Annotated in this window: 13 protein-coding genes; 3 read left to right on the top strand and 10 right to left on the bottom strand. The window is 63.2% G+C overall.

Features of this window, described 5'->3' with window-relative positions:
- Positions 1-143 precede the first annotated feature (143 nt).
- The 4 genes from araD to AC5ZG1_RS36640 are packed head-to-tail and all read right to left on the bottom strand — an operon-like array spanning position 144 to position 4,537.
- Entirely contained in the window at positions 144-1,889 is a 1,746-nt protein-coding gene (araD, locus tag AC5ZG1_RS36655; protein ID WP_496135794.1) for an L-arabinonate dehydratase, read from the bottom strand.
- Positions 1,886-2,749 carry an ABC transporter permease gene (locus AC5ZG1_RS36650; protein WP_496135793.1) on the bottom strand — a complete coding sequence of 288 codons (864 nt, stop codon included), beginning with the start codon at positions 2,747-2,749 and terminating at the stop codon, positions 1,886-1,888. The genes araD and AC5ZG1_RS36650 overlap by 4 nt, the downstream gene beginning before the upstream one ends.
- 11 nt (positions 2,750-2,760) lie before the next feature.
- Positions 2,761-3,525: an ABC transporter ATP-binding protein gene (locus AC5ZG1_RS36645; protein WP_130228639.1), complete on the bottom strand. Its 765-nt coding sequence runs from the start codon at positions 3,523-3,525 to the stop codon at positions 2,761-2,763.
- A gap of 4 nt (positions 3,526-3,529) precedes the next feature.
- A complete protein-coding gene (locus AC5ZG1_RS36640; RefSeq protein ID WP_245474946.1) occupies positions 3,530-4,537 on the bottom strand; it encodes an ABC transporter substrate-binding protein in 1,008 nt (335 codons plus the stop codon).
- Positions 4,538-4,649: 112 nt separating this feature from the next.
- Here AC5ZG1_RS36640 and AC5ZG1_RS36635 point away from each other — a divergent pair, with 112 nt between their 5' ends.
- Both AC5ZG1_RS36635 and AC5ZG1_RS36630 read left to right on the top strand, forming a co-directional pair.
- Positions 4,650-5,369 carry a GntR family transcriptional regulator gene (locus AC5ZG1_RS36635; protein WP_130228640.1) on the top strand — a complete coding sequence of 240 codons (720 nt, stop codon included), beginning with the start codon at positions 4,650-4,652 and terminating at the stop codon, positions 5,367-5,369.
- A 315-nt stretch (positions 5,370-5,684) separates the two neighbouring features.
- Positions 5,685-8,813 carry a PAS domain S-box protein gene (locus AC5ZG1_RS36630; protein ID WP_496135792.1) on the top strand — a complete coding sequence of 1,043 codons (3,129 nt, stop codon included), beginning with the start codon at positions 5,685-5,687 and terminating at the stop codon, positions 8,811-8,813.
- A gap of 82 nt (positions 8,814-8,895) precedes the next feature.
- Here the strand turns inward: AC5ZG1_RS36630 and AC5ZG1_RS36625 are convergent, their stop codons facing one another.
- Positions 8,896-9,543 carry a response regulator transcription factor gene (locus tag AC5ZG1_RS36625; RefSeq protein ID WP_028162383.1) on the bottom strand — a complete coding sequence of 216 codons (648 nt, stop codon included), beginning with the start codon at positions 9,541-9,543 and terminating at the stop codon, positions 8,896-8,898.
- Between the two features lie 150 nt (positions 9,544-9,693).
- Between AC5ZG1_RS36625 and AC5ZG1_RS36620 the strand changes: the two genes are divergently transcribed.
- The gene (locus AC5ZG1_RS36620; RefSeq protein WP_456644085.1) at positions 9,694-10,005 is read left to right on the top strand and encodes a hypothetical protein; all 312 of its coding nucleotides are present in this window, start codon (positions 9,694-9,696) and stop codon (positions 10,003-10,005) included.
- A gap of 98 nt (positions 10,006-10,103) precedes the next feature.
- On the opposite strand, the gene AC5ZG1_RS36615 is transcribed toward AC5ZG1_RS36620, so the two are convergent.
- From AC5ZG1_RS36615 to AC5ZG1_RS36595, 5 genes are all read right to left on the bottom strand, one after another.
- Positions 10,104-10,433 carry a hypothetical protein gene (locus AC5ZG1_RS36615; protein ID WP_028162385.1) on the bottom strand — a complete coding sequence of 110 codons (330 nt, stop codon included), beginning with the start codon at positions 10,431-10,433 and terminating at the stop codon, positions 10,104-10,106.
- Between the two features lie 2 nt (positions 10,434-10,435).
- Positions 10,436-11,311, bottom strand: a complete 876-nt coding sequence (locus tag AC5ZG1_RS36610) for a CheR family methyltransferase (RefSeq protein ID WP_456644086.1) — start codon at positions 11,309-11,311, stop codon at positions 10,436-10,438.
- 33 nt (positions 11,312-11,344) lie between these two features.
- Positions 11,345-11,728, bottom strand: coding sequence for a response regulator (locus AC5ZG1_RS36605; protein WP_456644132.1), 384 nt, complete (start codon positions 11,726-11,728; stop codon positions 11,345-11,347).
- 244 nt (positions 11,729-11,972) lie between these two features.
- On the bottom strand, positions 11,973-12,353 hold the full coding sequence (gene flbT, locus AC5ZG1_RS36600; RefSeq protein ID WP_028162388.1) for a flagellar biosynthesis repressor FlbT: 381 nt from the start codon (positions 12,351-12,353) through the stop codon (positions 11,973-11,975).
- Positions 12,354-12,522: 169 nt separating this feature from the next.
- A complete protein-coding gene (locus AC5ZG1_RS36595) occupies positions 12,523-14,103 on the bottom strand; it encodes a flagellin N-terminal helical domain-containing protein (RefSeq protein ID WP_456644087.1) in 1,581 nt (526 codons plus the stop codon).
- Between the last annotated feature and the right edge of the window lie 146 nt (positions 14,104-14,249).

Below are 14,249 nucleotides of genomic sequence, written 5' to 3'. Positions count from 1 at the left end.
AGGGTTCTCTCCACGAGTCCCCCAGCGGAGAGAGCCCTCACCCGGCGCTATGCCGTAGCCGAAGCTTCGCTGCGGCGTCCTTTAAGAACGGCCGCCGAAGGCGGCCTACGCCTCTCCCGCAAGCGGGAGAGGTGAAGAAAGAGTCAATAAATCGACGGCTCATCGACCGGCTTGCCGAAGCCGGTTTCAAGAAAATCGAAATCGCAGCCTTCGTTGGCCTGCTTGATGTGGCGCGTAAACATCCAGCCATAGCCGCGCTCGTAGCGGCGCTCCGGCGGCTTCCAGGCGGCGCGGCGACGTACGAGCTCTTCCTGCGGCACATCGAGGGTGATGCTGCGGGCGGCGACGTCGAGGGTGATAAGATCGCCGTTCTGCACAAGCGCGAGCGGACCGCCAATATAGGCTTCAGGCGCGACATGCAGGATGCAGGCGCCATAGCTGGTGCCGCTCATCCGCGCGTCGGAGATCCGCACCATGTCGCGCACGCCCTGCTTCACGAGTTTTGTGGGGATCGGCAGCATGCCCCATTCCGGCATGCCCGGACCGCCCTGCGGCCCCGCATTGCGCAGGATCAGCACATGATCGGCCGTCACATCCAGATCGGGATCGTCGACCGCCTTCTTCATGGAGGGGTAATCGTCGAACACCAGCGCCGGGCCGGAATGCTTCAGGAAGCGCGGATCGCAGGCGCTGGGCTTGATCACGCAGCCGTCGGGCGCGAGATTGCCCTTGAGCACCGCGAGCGCGCCCTCCTTGTAGATCGGGTTGGCGACGCTGCGGATGACATCGTCGTTATGGACTTCGGCGCGGGCGATATTCTCCCCCAGCGTCTTGCCGGTCACGGTCAGGCAGTCGAGATGCAGATGATCCTTGATCTGGCTCATCAGCGCCGGCAGGCCGCCGGCGTAGAAGAAATCCTCCATCAGATAGAGATCGCCGCTCGGGCGGACATTGGCGATAACAGGCACCTCGCGGCTCGACTTCTCGAAATCGTCGAGGGAGATGTCCTGGCCGGCGCGGCGGGCCTGCGCGATCAGATGGATGATCGCGTTGGTCGAGCAGCCCATCGCCATCGCCACCGTGATCGCGTTCTCGAACGCCTTCCGGGTCTGGATCTGTTGCGGGGTCAGATCCTCCCAGACCATCTCGACGACGCGGCGGCCGCATTCGGAGGCCATGCGGATATGACCGGCATCCGCGGCCGGAATCGAGGAGGCACCCGGCAGCGTCATGCCGATGGATTCGGCGATCGCGGTCATGGTGGAGGCGGTGCCCATGGTCATGCAGGTGCCGTAGCTGCGGGCGATGCCGGCTTCCATGTCGACCCAGTCATCATCGGAAATCTTGCCGGCACGCCGCTCATCCCAATATTTCCAGGCGTCCGATCCCGAGCCCAGCGTGCGGCCCTTCCAGTTGCCGCGCAGCATCGGACCGGCCGGCAGATAGATCGTGGGCAGGTTCATGGAGGTGGCGGCGAGCAACAGCGCCGGCGTGGTCTTGTCGCAGCCGCCCATCAGCACGACGCCGTCGACCGGATGGCCGCGCAGCAATTCTTCCGCGTCCATCGCCAGCATGTTGCGATAGAGCATGGTGGTCGGCTTCAGGAACGATTCCGACAGCGACAGCGCCGGCAGTTCCATCGGAAAGCCGCCGGCCATCAACACGCCGCGCTTGACGTCGTCGACGCGGCTCTTGAAATGCATGTGACAGGGCTGGGCGTCCGACCAGGTGTTGATGATCGCAATCACCGGCCGGTCCTTCCACTCCTCCGGCGCGTAGCCCATCTGCATGGCGCGCGAGCGGTGGCCGAAGGCCCTGAGATCATCGGGCGCGAACCAGCGCGCGCTGCGGAGTTGGTCGGGGCGCTTCTTCTTGCTTTTGTCGCTCATGTCTGGGTGCCCCACTTCTGGACCGTGTTCCGCTCGATGGTGCGGAAGATCAGGTTTTCGACGATCAGGCCGATGATGATCACCGTCAATAATCCGGCGAACACGGCGGGAATGTCGAGCAGGTTGCGGTTCTCAAAGATGTACCAGCCGAGCCCGCCCTGTCCCGACGACACGCCGAACACCAGTTCGGCGGCGATCAACGTGCGCCAGGCAAAGGCCCAACCGATCTTCAGCCCGGTCAGGATCGAACTGAAAGCCGCGGGGATCAGGATGCGCGCCACATAGGGTAGTCCGCGCAGGCCATAATTGCGGCCGACCATGCGCAGCGTGTTGGATACGCTCTTGAAACCGGCATGGGTGTTGAGCGCGACCGGCCAGAGAACGGAATGAATCAGCACGAACACAAGACTGCCATTGCCAAGCCCGAACCAGATCAGTGCAAGCGGCAGGAGCGCAATCGCCGGCAACGGGTTGAACATCGCCGTGATCGTCTCGAGGAAATCCGTGCCGATGCGGGTCGAGATCGCGAGGATGGTCAAGATCGAGGCCAGGGCGATGCCGGCGGAATAACCCATGAACAGTACTTTTAGCGACGCCCAGGCCCGCATCGGGATGGTGCCGTCGCGCACCTTCTCGAACATGGTGACGACGGTGTCATGGAAGGTCGGGAACAACAGGGGATTGTCGAGCCACAGACCGTAAGCTTCCCAAGCTGCCGCCAGGAAGACAATGATGAGCCCCTTGCGCACAAAGCCGTCGTCCCAGAGCAGCTCCCACACACTCAGCTTGCGCTCGACCTCGCCTGCGGCCGGCGCGGCCACTGCATTGCTCTCGCGCAGCAGGATCGTTGCTTCTCCCATCGCGCCTCTCCTCAGTGTGCGGTTGCCGGCTCAGCGAACAGCAGATCGTGTATCTGCTTCTCCAGCCGTGCAGCGCTGCCGTCTTCGCTGGAGACGCGGTCGACGTCAACGACTTCGGCCTTCACCCGGCCCGGATGCGGCGACAGCAGCAGGATGCGGTTGCCGATCTTGATAGCTTCCGCGATTGAATGGGTGACGAACAGCACGGTGAACTTGGTATCAGACCAGAGCTGCAGCAATTCGTCCTGGCAAGTCCGACGCGTCAGCGCGTCCAGCGCCGCGAACGGCTCGTCCATCAGCAGAATGTCCGGCTCCATCGCCATGCCGCGCGCGATCGCGACGCGTTGCTTCATGCCGCCAGACAACGTATGCGGATAGCTATCGACCACGCGAGTCAGCCCGACCTTCTCGATATAGGCCCGAGCCTTCGCCTCGGCTTTCTTGCGAGGTAGCCGCCGCGCGGTCAGGAGCGGAAACATCACATTCTCCAGCACGGTTTTCCACGGCAGGAGTTGATCGAACTCCTGGAAGATCATCATCCGATCGGCGCCCGGCTCGACGATCTCGCGGCCGTCAATCCGCATCTTGCCCTCGCTGGGCCGCAAGTAGCCGCCGACCGCCTTCAGCAGCGTGGATTTGCCGCAGCCGGACGGCCCGAGCAGCACGAAGCGATCGGAGCGATCAACCGTGAAGGAGACGCGTTCGGTCGCTGTGATGACCGCGTTCGACGTCTTGTAGCGCAGCGTCACATCGGAGACGTCAAGGAGCGGCGCCATGGGATCAACTGCCCTTCAGGTCATGCGCGACCGGCAGGTAATAGTCGGTCCACGCCTTGGGCTGCGTCTTCAGCGTGCCCGTCTTGAAGAGATGGTTGGCGAATTTCATGGTGCCCTGCGGCTCCAGATTCCACTCCATCATGCCGGGCTCCTTCAGCCAGGCCAGCAGATCTTCAACTGACGTCTTGTCGCCAGTGATCTCCTTATAGATTTCGACCGCGAGCTTGGGATCGCTTCGGATCAGGTCATGCGCTTCCTTGGTCGCCAGCCGCACGGCCTGGATGATTTTTGGATTGGCGTCGGCGAATTTCGTCGTGGTGAAGAATTGCGCCTGGCTAAGCGGGCCGCCCATCACGTCAGGCGAGTTCAGCACGACATGCGCGCCCGGCACATTCTTCAGCTCAAGGAAGGTATAGGGAGGGATCGAGAAATGACTGCGCACCTCATGCTGCGGATTGGACATTGCCGCATAGGCGTCGGGGTGGCCGAGCTGCACGGTGTTGGGATCGAGCTTCGACCATTGATCCGAGCCGAACAACTCGCCTGCCGCGATCTGCAGCACGATGGCCTGCGTCGAGACCTTCACGGTCGGCAACGCGATTTTATCGTTCGGCCCGAAATCCTTCAGCGACTTGATGTTGGGATCGCGGCTGATCAGCGTCATCGGCTGCGCGGAAGTGGCGACAATGCCTTTCACGCCGCCGCGGGTCCGATCCCACAGCAGCAAGAGATTGCCGGTGCCGGTATTGAGGATGTCGACGCCGCCCGCAAGCAGCGCATCGGTCTGCGCGCCGCCGCTGGAGAATGTCAACCATTTGGTGGTGATGCCGGGCACGCCAAGCGCTGCGGCATGTTTCTCGATCAGCTTCTGCTTCTCGATAATGTGGCTCGGAATATAGAAAATACCCGGCTGCCGCGACAAGGCGATTTCCGTCTTTTGCTGCGCCAGTGCCGCCGGTCCCTGCAGCAAACCAAACGCCACGGCGGCGCTCGCAAGCGCCCGCCACATCATCCTGTTCATTACGCGCTTCCTCTCAGGGTTGCGGATTGACCACCCCTGCGGAAATGCACTAATGTATTAGTGCATCGTTGGCAAGCCTCTCGCGGGCGTAACGGCAATTCAAATGGATCCACCGGTCATCGGCCAGCGTCGTGTCGTCCCGCGATCGAGCGGGCTGCTCGATCGCGACCGTCAGGCGGCGCCGCAAGTGTTTGAGCGCCTGCGCGGCATGATCATCGCACTGGAACTGCCGCCGGGCTCACCGCTGTCGCGCGCCGCGCTGGCAGAACAGTTCGGGGTGTCCTCGACGCCTATCCGCGACGCGCTGAAGCGGCTCGAGGAGGAAGGTCTCGTCGAGGTGTTCCCGCAATATGCGACGGTCGTCAGCCGGATCGACCTGCGCCGCGCGCAGCAGGCACATTTCCTGCGCCAGGCGGTCGAGCTGGAGATCGTGCGCGTGCTCGCGCTGCAACCGGACGAGGCGCTCGTCGCCGATCTCAACTCCACCATCGCGCGGCAACAGCAGTTCGCAAAGGCCGGCGCGTTCGAGAAATTCATGGCCGCCGACAACGAGTTCCACGCGCAGCTATACGAGGCCGCCGACAAGCAGGAAATCTGGACCCTCATCCGCAGCCGCAGCGGCCACATCGACAGGTTGCGCCGGCTGCATCTGCCCTCGCCCGGCAAGGCGCAGGATATCGTCCGCCATCACAAGCTGATCGCCAAGGCTATCGCCGGCGGCGAGCCGGAGGAAGCGCAAAAACATCTGCGAACCCATTTGTCGGGGACGCTGAGCGAGCTCGCGCAGATTCGCGCGCGGCATCCGCACTATTTCAACGACTAGAGCTTCGGTCCTGATGGAATCAGAACCGAAGCTCCAGGTTTTTGTTTTGACGCGTTTTCTTCACGCGAACCGGTGTCCACTTCGCTCGAAAACGCTCTAATGCGCGCGGCGCGCAGGCGTCGAACTGACTTTTCTTCGAATTGTCATCCCGCTTCGGCTCTTTGTAGGAGCATGATCTCCGCGCAAACGCTTTTGCGTTTGTCGCGAGCGAAAAACCGATTTCCACTTTTCCGGATCATGCTCTAGCATCGGTCGCCCTGGCCATGGCGACACCCCGTCGCCTGGTCCGGACAGAGGAAGGCCGCGACCGCACAGATGACGCTCACAACCAGACTCGCCATCGCCATGATCGCGCTGGTTGCGATCACAGTGGGCGCGGTCGCGTGGCTGAGCCATCGCAGCCTGGAACAGGAGATCGTGCCGCGGGTGCTCGACCGGATCGAGGCGCATTCGCGCTTCGTCGCGGGCGACCTCGCCACCTATACCGACAGCGCGCGCGCCGACATCGTGATCTTTCGCGATTTTGCCGCGGTGATCGGAATGATGCGGGCCCGTCTCAATGATGGAACGGATCCGGTCGATCATGTCGGCGAGGCAGTGTGGCGCGAGCGGCTGGAAGGCCGCCTCGCCGCGCAGCTTGCGATCAAGCCGGCTTACGCGCAGCTGCGCTATATCGGCGTTGCCGATGGCGGGCACGAGATCGTCCGCGTCGACCGTTCGGGGCCGCATGGCGCCGTTCGCGCCGTGCCCGAAGCAGAGCTGCCGCGCGCCCGCGACGCGCCCTATGTCCGCGACACGCTCGCGCTTGGCGTCGGCGGAATCTATGTCTCGCCGGTCGAACTGGACAAGGACGCCGGCGCGGCGCAGCCGGCGCCGATCCTGCGGGTGGCGACGACGGTGCCGGCGGCCGACGGCAAGCCGTTCGGGATCATCCTGATCGAGATCGACATGCGCAGCGAGTTGGACCGCGCGCGAAACTCGGTACGGCAGGGCGAAACGGCCTATGTGGTCGACAGCAGAGGCAACTACCTCGTCCATCCCGACCGCACGCGCGAATTCGGCGGGCAGACAGGATCGGGAGCCGACTGGCGGCGCGACTTCCCCTATCTGGCGTCGGCGCAGGGGACCACGCAGGGCTTCTCGCGCATGGTCGAAGGCGCGGGCGGACGGCCGAACGGCGTCGCGCTGGCGCCCGCGCTGCTGGTCGACAATCAATGGATCGCGGTGATCGAGACGGTTCCGAACGCGGTGTTCATGGCGCCGGCGGCGACGATCCGCAACAGCTCGATCGTGGTCGGCCTGCTCGCCGTGCTGGCCGCGGCGGGACTGGCGATCCTGATCGCGAGATCGCTGATGCGGCCGATCCGGCAATTGACGGCGGCGGTCGAGAGCGTCGCACAGAAGGGCACGGACGCCATTCCGGTCGACGCGCCGGGCGAGACCGGCGTGCTGGCGCGCGCCTTCGTGCGCGTGATCAGCGAGGTGAATGCCAAGACGGTTGCGCTCGAGCGCGAGGTGGTCGAACATCTGCGGACCGAAGCCGCGCGCGACCGCCTCGCCGGGCGCGAGCGCCTGTTCAGCGCCGCGGTCGAATCCGCCAACGACGCCGTCATTACGGAGTCGCTGGACGGCATCGTCACCGGCTGGAATCCGGCTGCGGAGCGCCTGTTCGGCTACACCGCGACTGAGGCGGTGGGCCGGCACATCTCGCTGATCGTGCCGCCCGACCGCGCCGCGGAGACCGACGACGTGCTGCGCCGGATCGGCTGTGGCGAGGCGATCGCGAACAACGAGACCGTGCGCCTGCGCAAGGACGGCAAGCCGGTCGAGGTCTCGCTCTCGATCTCACCGATCAAGTCGGCATCCGGCGCCATCATCGGCATCTGCAAGACCGCGCGCGACATGACCGAAAGCCGCAAGGCGCAGGAAAATTTGCTCGAGAGCGAGCAACTGGCGCGCGGCATCATCAACAGCGCGCTCGATGCCTTCGTGCAGATCGATCAGAAGGGCATCATTCGCTACTGGAATCCGCAAGCCGAGAGCCTGTTCGGATGGCCCCGCGACGAGGCGCTCGGCAAGAACGTGTTCGAGCTGCTCGGGCGGCCGGACGGCCCGCTCAAGGCGGCGCTGGGGGCCTTCCTGCACTCAGGCGGCGTACAGTTGCAACAACCGCGCCGCGAGGTGCAGGCACGGCGGCGCGACGGCACCGAGTTCACCGCGGAACTGAGCATCGCCGCGCTGAAGACCCGCGACGGTTTCGTGTTCAACGGCTTCGTCCGCGATCTCACTGATAAGATCGCCGCCGAAGAGCGCATGAGGCAGGCCGAGAAGATGGAGGCCGTCGGCCAGCTCACCGGCGGCATCGCGCATGACTTCAACAACATCCTGACCGTCATCACCGGCACGATCGAGATCCTGGCCGACGCGGTGAAGACCGAGCCGCAGCTTGCCGCGATCACCAAGATGATCGACGAGGCGGCCGCGCGCGGCGCCGAACTCACGCAGCATCTCCTTGCATTCGCCCGCAAGCAGCCGCTCGACCCGCGCGAGATCGACGTCAATCTCCTGATCGTCGAGACCACCAAGCTATTGCAGCGAACGCTCGGCGAGCATGTCGAAATCGAATCGATCTTCGAGGACGAGACCTGCCTTGCCATCGTCGATCCCAACCAGCTCGTTACCGCGATCCTCAACCTCGCGCTCAACGCCCGCGATGCGATGCCTGATGGCGGCAAGCTCGTGCTCGAGACGGGAACCGTGTTCCTCGACGAAACCTACGCAAGACTGCAGGGCGACGTGCGGCCGGGGCGCTATGCGATGATCGCGGTGAGCGACACCGGCACCGGAATTCCCTCCGACATCATCGACAAGGTGTTCAATCCGTTCTTCACCTCGAAGGGGCCCGGCAAGGGCACCGGGCTCGGCCTCAGCATGGTCTATGGCTTCATCAAGCAGTCGGCGGGGCACATCAAGATCTACAGCGAGGAAGGCCACGGCACCACGGTCAAGATGTACTTGCCGCCTGCGACCAGCGCCACAGCCACGATCGAGCCGACGCTCACGGCGAAACTGCAGGGCGGCAACGAAACCATCCTCGTCGTCGAGGACGACAAGCTGGTGCGCGACTATGTGCTGACGCAATTGCACTCGCTCGGCTATGTCACGCTGGATGCCGCAAACGCTGCCGACGCGCTCGCCATCACCCGCGCCGGCAAACCGTTCGACCTCTTGTTCACCGACGTGATCATGCCCGGCATGAACGGCCGCCAGCTAGCGGAAGAGATCCACAAGCTGAAGCCCGACGTGAAGGTGCTGTTCACCTCGGGCTACACCGAGAATGCCATCATCCATCACGGCCGGCTCGACGAAGGCGTGCTGTTGCTGGCGAAGCCCTATCGCAAGTCGGACATGGCCATCATGATCCGCAAGGCGCTGGCTGGATAGCGACGCAATCGATCGCATCAGACGTCGCAATTAGCCCGCGCAAAAAAGACGATGTCGTCCGGGCCTTGAGCCGGGACGACGGCTAGGCCGAGCGCTGCTGTTGCTGCTGCGCGGTCATGACGATGCGCACGAGGTCGGCGGCGTTCCTGGCGCCGAGCTTCTTCATGATGTTGGCGCGGTGATCCTCGATCGTGCGCGGGCTGATGCCGAGGTGACGTCCCGCTTCCTTGTTGGAAGCGCCCGCCGTGAATTGTTCCAGCACCTCGCGCTCACGCCGCGTCAATGGCTCGCGTCCCGGGAAATGCAGCGTCGCTATCTGCGATGCGGAACTGTCGGCCTGGCGCCGCGTATAGGCGCCGATCGCCTCGTCGAGGCGAGCGACGATCTCGCTGCCGCGGAACGGCTTCTCGATGAAGTCGAGCGCGCCGTTCTTGATGGCGCTGACGGCCATCGCGATGTCGCCCTGTCCCGAGATCATGAAGATCGGCGCCGGATACTCCTCGCCGTGCAGTTCCTTGAGAATGTCGAGGCCGGATTTGCCGGGGATGTGGACGTCGAGCAGGATGCAGGCCGGCGTCCTGGTTCGCGCCACCGACAGCAGCGCGGCGCCGTCGGCAAAACAGATCACCTGATAGCCGGCTGCGGACAGCACCATCGAAAGCGTGTCGCGGACGGCGGGATCGTCATCGACTACGAAAATCTCCCCGCGGGAGGGGGCACTCTCAGCCATAGGTCATTCCGTCCCTACTGGTGAAACCTGCAACCGAAACAATGGCTCCGACCGACATCGCATCGCATTGGCCCGTATTTGTACGGGACGACGGCTTAACGCACAAGTAGCACCGCGGTCCCTAAAGATAGGCTCCCGTGGAGAATGCGCATGCAGAAAGCTGCAGGAAACAATATCGCCGCCAAGGCCGTCGATGGAAACGACGCCTATGAATCGATCGTCTCGGACCTGATGTGCCTGATCGGGCAGGTGCAGGCGAGCCTGTCGCGGATCGAGAACGCAATCGTCTGCGAGACCTCGCTTGCTTCCATGGAAGCCGCCGACGCCGACATTTTCGTGCTTGATGATGTCACGCCCCGCTATGCTGTAGCGGGAGCGGCGCTGAAGGCATGCGACGCCGGCCTCGGCGCGGCCCTTGAGTTCCTGCTCGAGGCCAAGGCAATTGAGCACCAGCTAAACTAGAGCATGATCCGGAAAAGTGGAAACTGGTTTTCCGAAAAAGATCATGCTCGAACAAAGAGCTAAAGCTGGATGACGATTCGAGGAAAAGTTATCGCGCTTTAGCCGGCCGTCTTGGGGCTTTCAGTTCCCGACGCCGCGGCGAGGCGCTTTCTCACAGGCTTGCCCCGGATGAACTGGATGTCGATCTCGGTGCCGTTGACGCGGACCAGTTCGCAGCGGCGGTAGGCAAGCCCGGTCGAGGACAGCAGCAGGAAAAATTCCTTAAGGTTGAGGCCCTGGATGGAGCCTTCGACGTTCAGGGCCGCGTCATTCTCGGAGATGGCGTTGAGCACGCAATTGCGCCGCCAGGTTCCATCGATGGCCATGATGCACACCTCATAGCCGCGACTGAATGTCACTCGCTCCGCTGCCCTGCTGGTCTCCTTCATCGTCAGCGTCCTCCGATCGCGGCCATCCTGGGCATTGCGGCAGCCGCCATCGGGGCGACCGCTGGACGGGTGCCGGTCGGCCGATAGAGGCCGCGCTTTTCAGGACAGGGTTTGAAGACGTCGGTCAGGCCGACGACGGTTTCGGCCGCGCCGAGCACCAGGAAGCCATCTCCTTCGATCGACCTGGTGAGGCGGTTGAAGATGTTGATCTTGGTGTCCTGGTCAAAATAGATCAGGACGTTGCGGCAGAAGATGACGTCGAAAGTGCCGAGCTGCGCGAAGTCATGCAGCAGGTTGAGCTGCCGGTGCTGCACCATCGCGCGGATGTCGGCGTTGACCTGCCAGAGCTCGCCGTTCTGCTTGAAATACTTCACCAGCAATTGGATCGGCAGGCCACGCTGCACCTCGAACTGGCTGTAGATTCCGGCCTTGGATTTCTCCAGCACATCCTGCGACAGATCGGTCGCGAGGATCTCGGTGCGCCAGCCCGCAAGCTGCGCGCTCATCTCCTTTAGGCACATCGCGAGCGAATAGGGCTCCTGCCCGGTCGAGCCGGCGGCGCACCAGATCCGGATCGTCCTGCGGGCCGCCCGGGCCTTCAACAGTTCCGGGATGATCGTATCGCGGAAATGATCGAACGGCGCCTTGTCGCGGAAGAAGAAGGTCTCGTTGGTGGTCATGGCCTCGACCACCTGCGCGATGTGGCGAGCCGATCCGCCCTTCATCTTCTGCACGAGATCGTCGATGCCGGAGAGGCCGCATTTGCGCGACAGCGGCAGCAGGCGGCTTTCGATCAGATATTGCTTGTCCGCGGACAGATCGAGACCGGAATGGTCCTTGAGCAATTTGCGCAGATACTCGTAATCGGAAGCGTTCACGATAGCCTCTTGGCGCAAGGGATTTTCGAATGATCAGGTGGGCATCGAGGCCGCACACAGGCCGACTTCGTGGAACTTGGCGGCGATGATGTCCTTGTCGAACGGCTTCATGATGTATTCGTCGGCGCCCGCCTCAAGCGCGCGCGAGATGTGATCCATGTTGTTCTCGGTCGTGCAGAACACGACCTTGGGCAGGTCGCCGCCGGGCAGCCGGCGCAGATGGAGCAGGAATTCATGGCCGTCCATCACCGGCATGTTCCAGTCGAGCAGCACCGCTGCGGGCATGGCACGACGACAGGCGTCCAGTGCCCGCTCACCGTTCTCGGCCTCGATGATCTGGAAATTGAGTTCTTCCAGGAAGCGGCGCGCGATTTTCCGCACCACGCTGGAATCATCGACGACAAGGCAGGTCCGCACCTGCTCGCCGACACGAGGATCGTCCATCTGAATTCGCCTCTCGATTGTTCTTGTAGATGCTGATCAATCGATAGGCCTTGGCGGCTCACAACCACTTAATTTTACCGTCCGTGCGAATACGGATGGCATGTTGATACCGTGCGGCAGGGAACCGCCGAGGCGCGTCATCGACGGCCGTCGCGCGCCCAGACACGAAGACAATGAATTCGCTGGAGTTTTCGCGTGTGAGGCGGAGCCGGCAGGCTCAGGCCGCGGCGCGCTGCTGCTCGCGCTGCATCAGCTTGCGGATTTCCTTGAGCGCCTTGTAAAGCGCGCCATCCGCGACATGACGGTTAACCAGATCGAGCGCCTCGCGCGTGCTGGCATCGGCCTCCCGCAGCTCCTTGACAAAGCCGAGATAGGCGGTCCGATAACGCTGCACCTCGTTCTTCAGATACATGGTCTGGACGCAGTGATAGAGCCGCCTCGCCGGGGTGTTGGCGGTCTCCGCGGTCACGGTGTCACGTTCGCGCAGGATCGGCGCTTCGCCGTCGATCAGGAAGGACGTGCGGGTGCCGGAGTTGATCAGCACGGTCTCGCCGATGACGATCCGTTCAAACGGCTTCAGCTCGACGCGTAACGGCATGATCGTCTCCTTTTCTAGGCAACGGCGCGGGGGCTTGCTCGCCCTCAATCTTCGAAATCTTCGTCGCGCAAACCGGCAGCAGGTGCGACGCCATCCGGTCTCGCAATTCGTCAGTCCGAAAGCGGCGGAGTTGCCTCCGCCGCTTCCGTGTTCGGTTTTGTCGCAGCGCTCAGCGGAGGAGCTGGAGCACGCTCTGCTGGCTCTGGTTGGCGAGCGCCAGCGCGGACACCGCGATCGACTGGCGGGTCGACAGCGCCTGGCTGTTGGCCGCTTCCTCGTTGGTGTCGGCCAGCGTCAGGTTGGACGAGCCGGTCTGCAGCACGTTGATCAGGTTCTTGGAGAAGTCCTGACGGATCTGCACGATCGACAGGTTCGAACCGAAGGCCGACGCCTGCGAACGCAGCGTGCTCGAGGCATTGTTCAGCGAAGTGAGAACCGTCTGGGTGCTGTCGTTGTCGATGAAGTCGGTCCCGGCAGTCAACGACGCCAGGCCGAGGCCGGCCGGATCGTTGGTCACGCCGTTGATCGTCAGCGTCGACTTGCCGGTTTCGTTGAACACCAGCTTGAGCTGATCGCCGTTCAGCAGGTTGATGCCGTTGAAGGACGCATCCTGCGCCGTCGTCTTGATCTGGTCGATCACCGTATTGTACTGGCGGACCAGATCCGCACGGGTGTTCTGCGCGTTGACGTCCTTGACCGGCGCAGTCGTGGTGAGAGTCCCGAGCAGACCGCCAGCACCCGTGGCGCTGCCGGTGATCTTGCCGGTCAGATCAACCGACGCATCGTCGTTCGCAGTCGTGATGCTCAGCTTGCCATCGCTGGAGATCGAAGCCGTCAGGTTGCTGTCGGCGAGCTTCTTGTTGAGGTCGTCCAGGGTGTTCACCGCACCGGCGCCGGTTCCGATGGTGATGGTCTGAGCCGCTTTGGTGCCGATCGCAGCGATGCTGAGGACCTGGTTATCCTTGGTATTGGTCGGCTTGGTCTCACCGGCCGTAAGACCCAGCTTGGCGAGGACCGTGCTGGACCCACCAAGAGTGATGCTGTTGGTCTTGTCGGCGGCGGCGTTGCTGATGGTCAGGACGTTGCCGGCGCTGACCGACGACGTGCCACCGGTGATGCCATTGATCGCGGTAAGAACATCCGCCACGGTCGAGTCGGTGGCGCCGGCAGTGTATGTCAGATTGATCGTGACGTTGCCCGCAGCGTCCGTGGTCGAGGCCGCGGTGGCACCAGCGCCGCCGGTCGCGAACGTGATCGTCTTGCCGTTGACGGTGAACGAGTCGCCATTGGCAAAGCCGGCCGCGGTGGTGGTTTCGGTGCCGGCCAGGTTGGTGACCGCGGTGCCCGACACGGTCGCGGCCGTATCGGCGTTGCCGAGCAGGTTCGCGGCCGTCGCTCCGGTCACGGCCGCCGACGTGGCGGTCGACTTGGACGAATAGCCTGAGGTCGCCTGCAGCGCCTGGTTGGCGATCGACTTGGCGCTGTCGACCAGCTTCTGCAACGAGGTGATGCCGGTGTTGGCTGCCTGCAGCACCTGCACGCCATTGCCGATGCCATCGAGCAGGTTGTTGATGTCGCTTGCGCGGTTGTCGAGCGAGGCGGCGGTGAAATAGTTGGTGGGATTGTCGAGGGCCGAGTTGACCTTCTTGCCGGTCGAAAGGTGGCTCTGCGTGGTGGCGAGCAGATCAGCGGTCGACTGCAGCGAGAGCAGGTTCTGGCGAACCGAAGCCGAGAGAATAATGCCGGACATAGTTTGATACCCTTCTGGATGAACACACGATTGACGCAGCCGCCGGAAACTTCACTCCGGCGACCGTGCCACACTGTTCCGGCGGCGCTACCCGTTCGTTAAATCGCTCCTCAGTACAAATACCCAGAAACTCCGCGCGCAGACGC

It is taken from the genome of Bradyrhizobium sp. Leo78, assembly GCF_059512425.1.
Note: the sequence above shows the minus strand (reverse complement) of the source record. Positions and strands in the feature narration are given on the sequence as shown.

Excerpts from the sequence above, each read along its gene's own strand:
- AC5ZG1_RS36645 (WP_130228639.1), bottom strand. The coding sequence starts at position 3,525 with ATGGCGCCGCTCCTTGACGTCTCCGATGTGACGCTGCGCTACAAGACG.
- araD (WP_496135794.1), bottom strand. The coding sequence starts at position 1,889 with ATGAGCGACAAAAGCAAGAAGAAGCGCCCCGACCAACTCCGCAGCGCG.
- AC5ZG1_RS36635 (WP_130228640.1), top strand. The coding sequence starts at position 4,650 with ATGGATCCACCGGTCATCGGCCAGCGTCGTGTCGTCCCGCGATCGAGC.
- flbT (WP_028162388.1), bottom strand. The coding sequence starts at position 12,353 with ATGCCGTTACGCGTCGAGCTGAAGCCGTTTGAACGGATCGTCATCGGC.
- AC5ZG1_RS36630 (WP_496135792.1), top strand. The coding sequence starts at position 5,685 with ATGACGCTCACAACCAGACTCGCCATCGCCATGATCGCGCTGGTTGCG.
- AC5ZG1_RS36615 (WP_028162385.1), bottom strand. The coding sequence starts at position 10,433 with ATGAAGGAGACCAGCAGGGCAGCGGAGCGAGTGACATTCAGTCGCGGC.
- AC5ZG1_RS36650 (WP_496135793.1), bottom strand. The coding sequence starts at position 2,749 with ATGGGAGAAGCAACGATCCTGCTGCGCGAGAGCAATGCAGTGGCCGCG.
- AC5ZG1_RS36625 (WP_028162383.1), bottom strand. The coding sequence starts at position 9,543 with ATGGCTGAGAGTGCCCCCTCCCGCGGGGAGATTTTCGTAGTCGATGAC.
- AC5ZG1_RS36640 (WP_245474946.1), bottom strand. The coding sequence starts at position 4,537 with ATGATGTGGCGGGCGCTTGCGAGCGCCGCCGTGGCGTTTGGTTTGCTG.
- AC5ZG1_RS36595 (WP_456644087.1), bottom strand. The coding sequence starts at position 14,103 with ATGTCCGGCATTATTCTCTCGGCTTCGGTTCGCCAGAACCTGCTCTCG.
- AC5ZG1_RS36620 (WP_456644085.1), top strand. The coding sequence starts at position 9,694 with ATGCAGAAAGCTGCAGGAAACAATATCGCCGCCAAGGCCGTCGATGGA.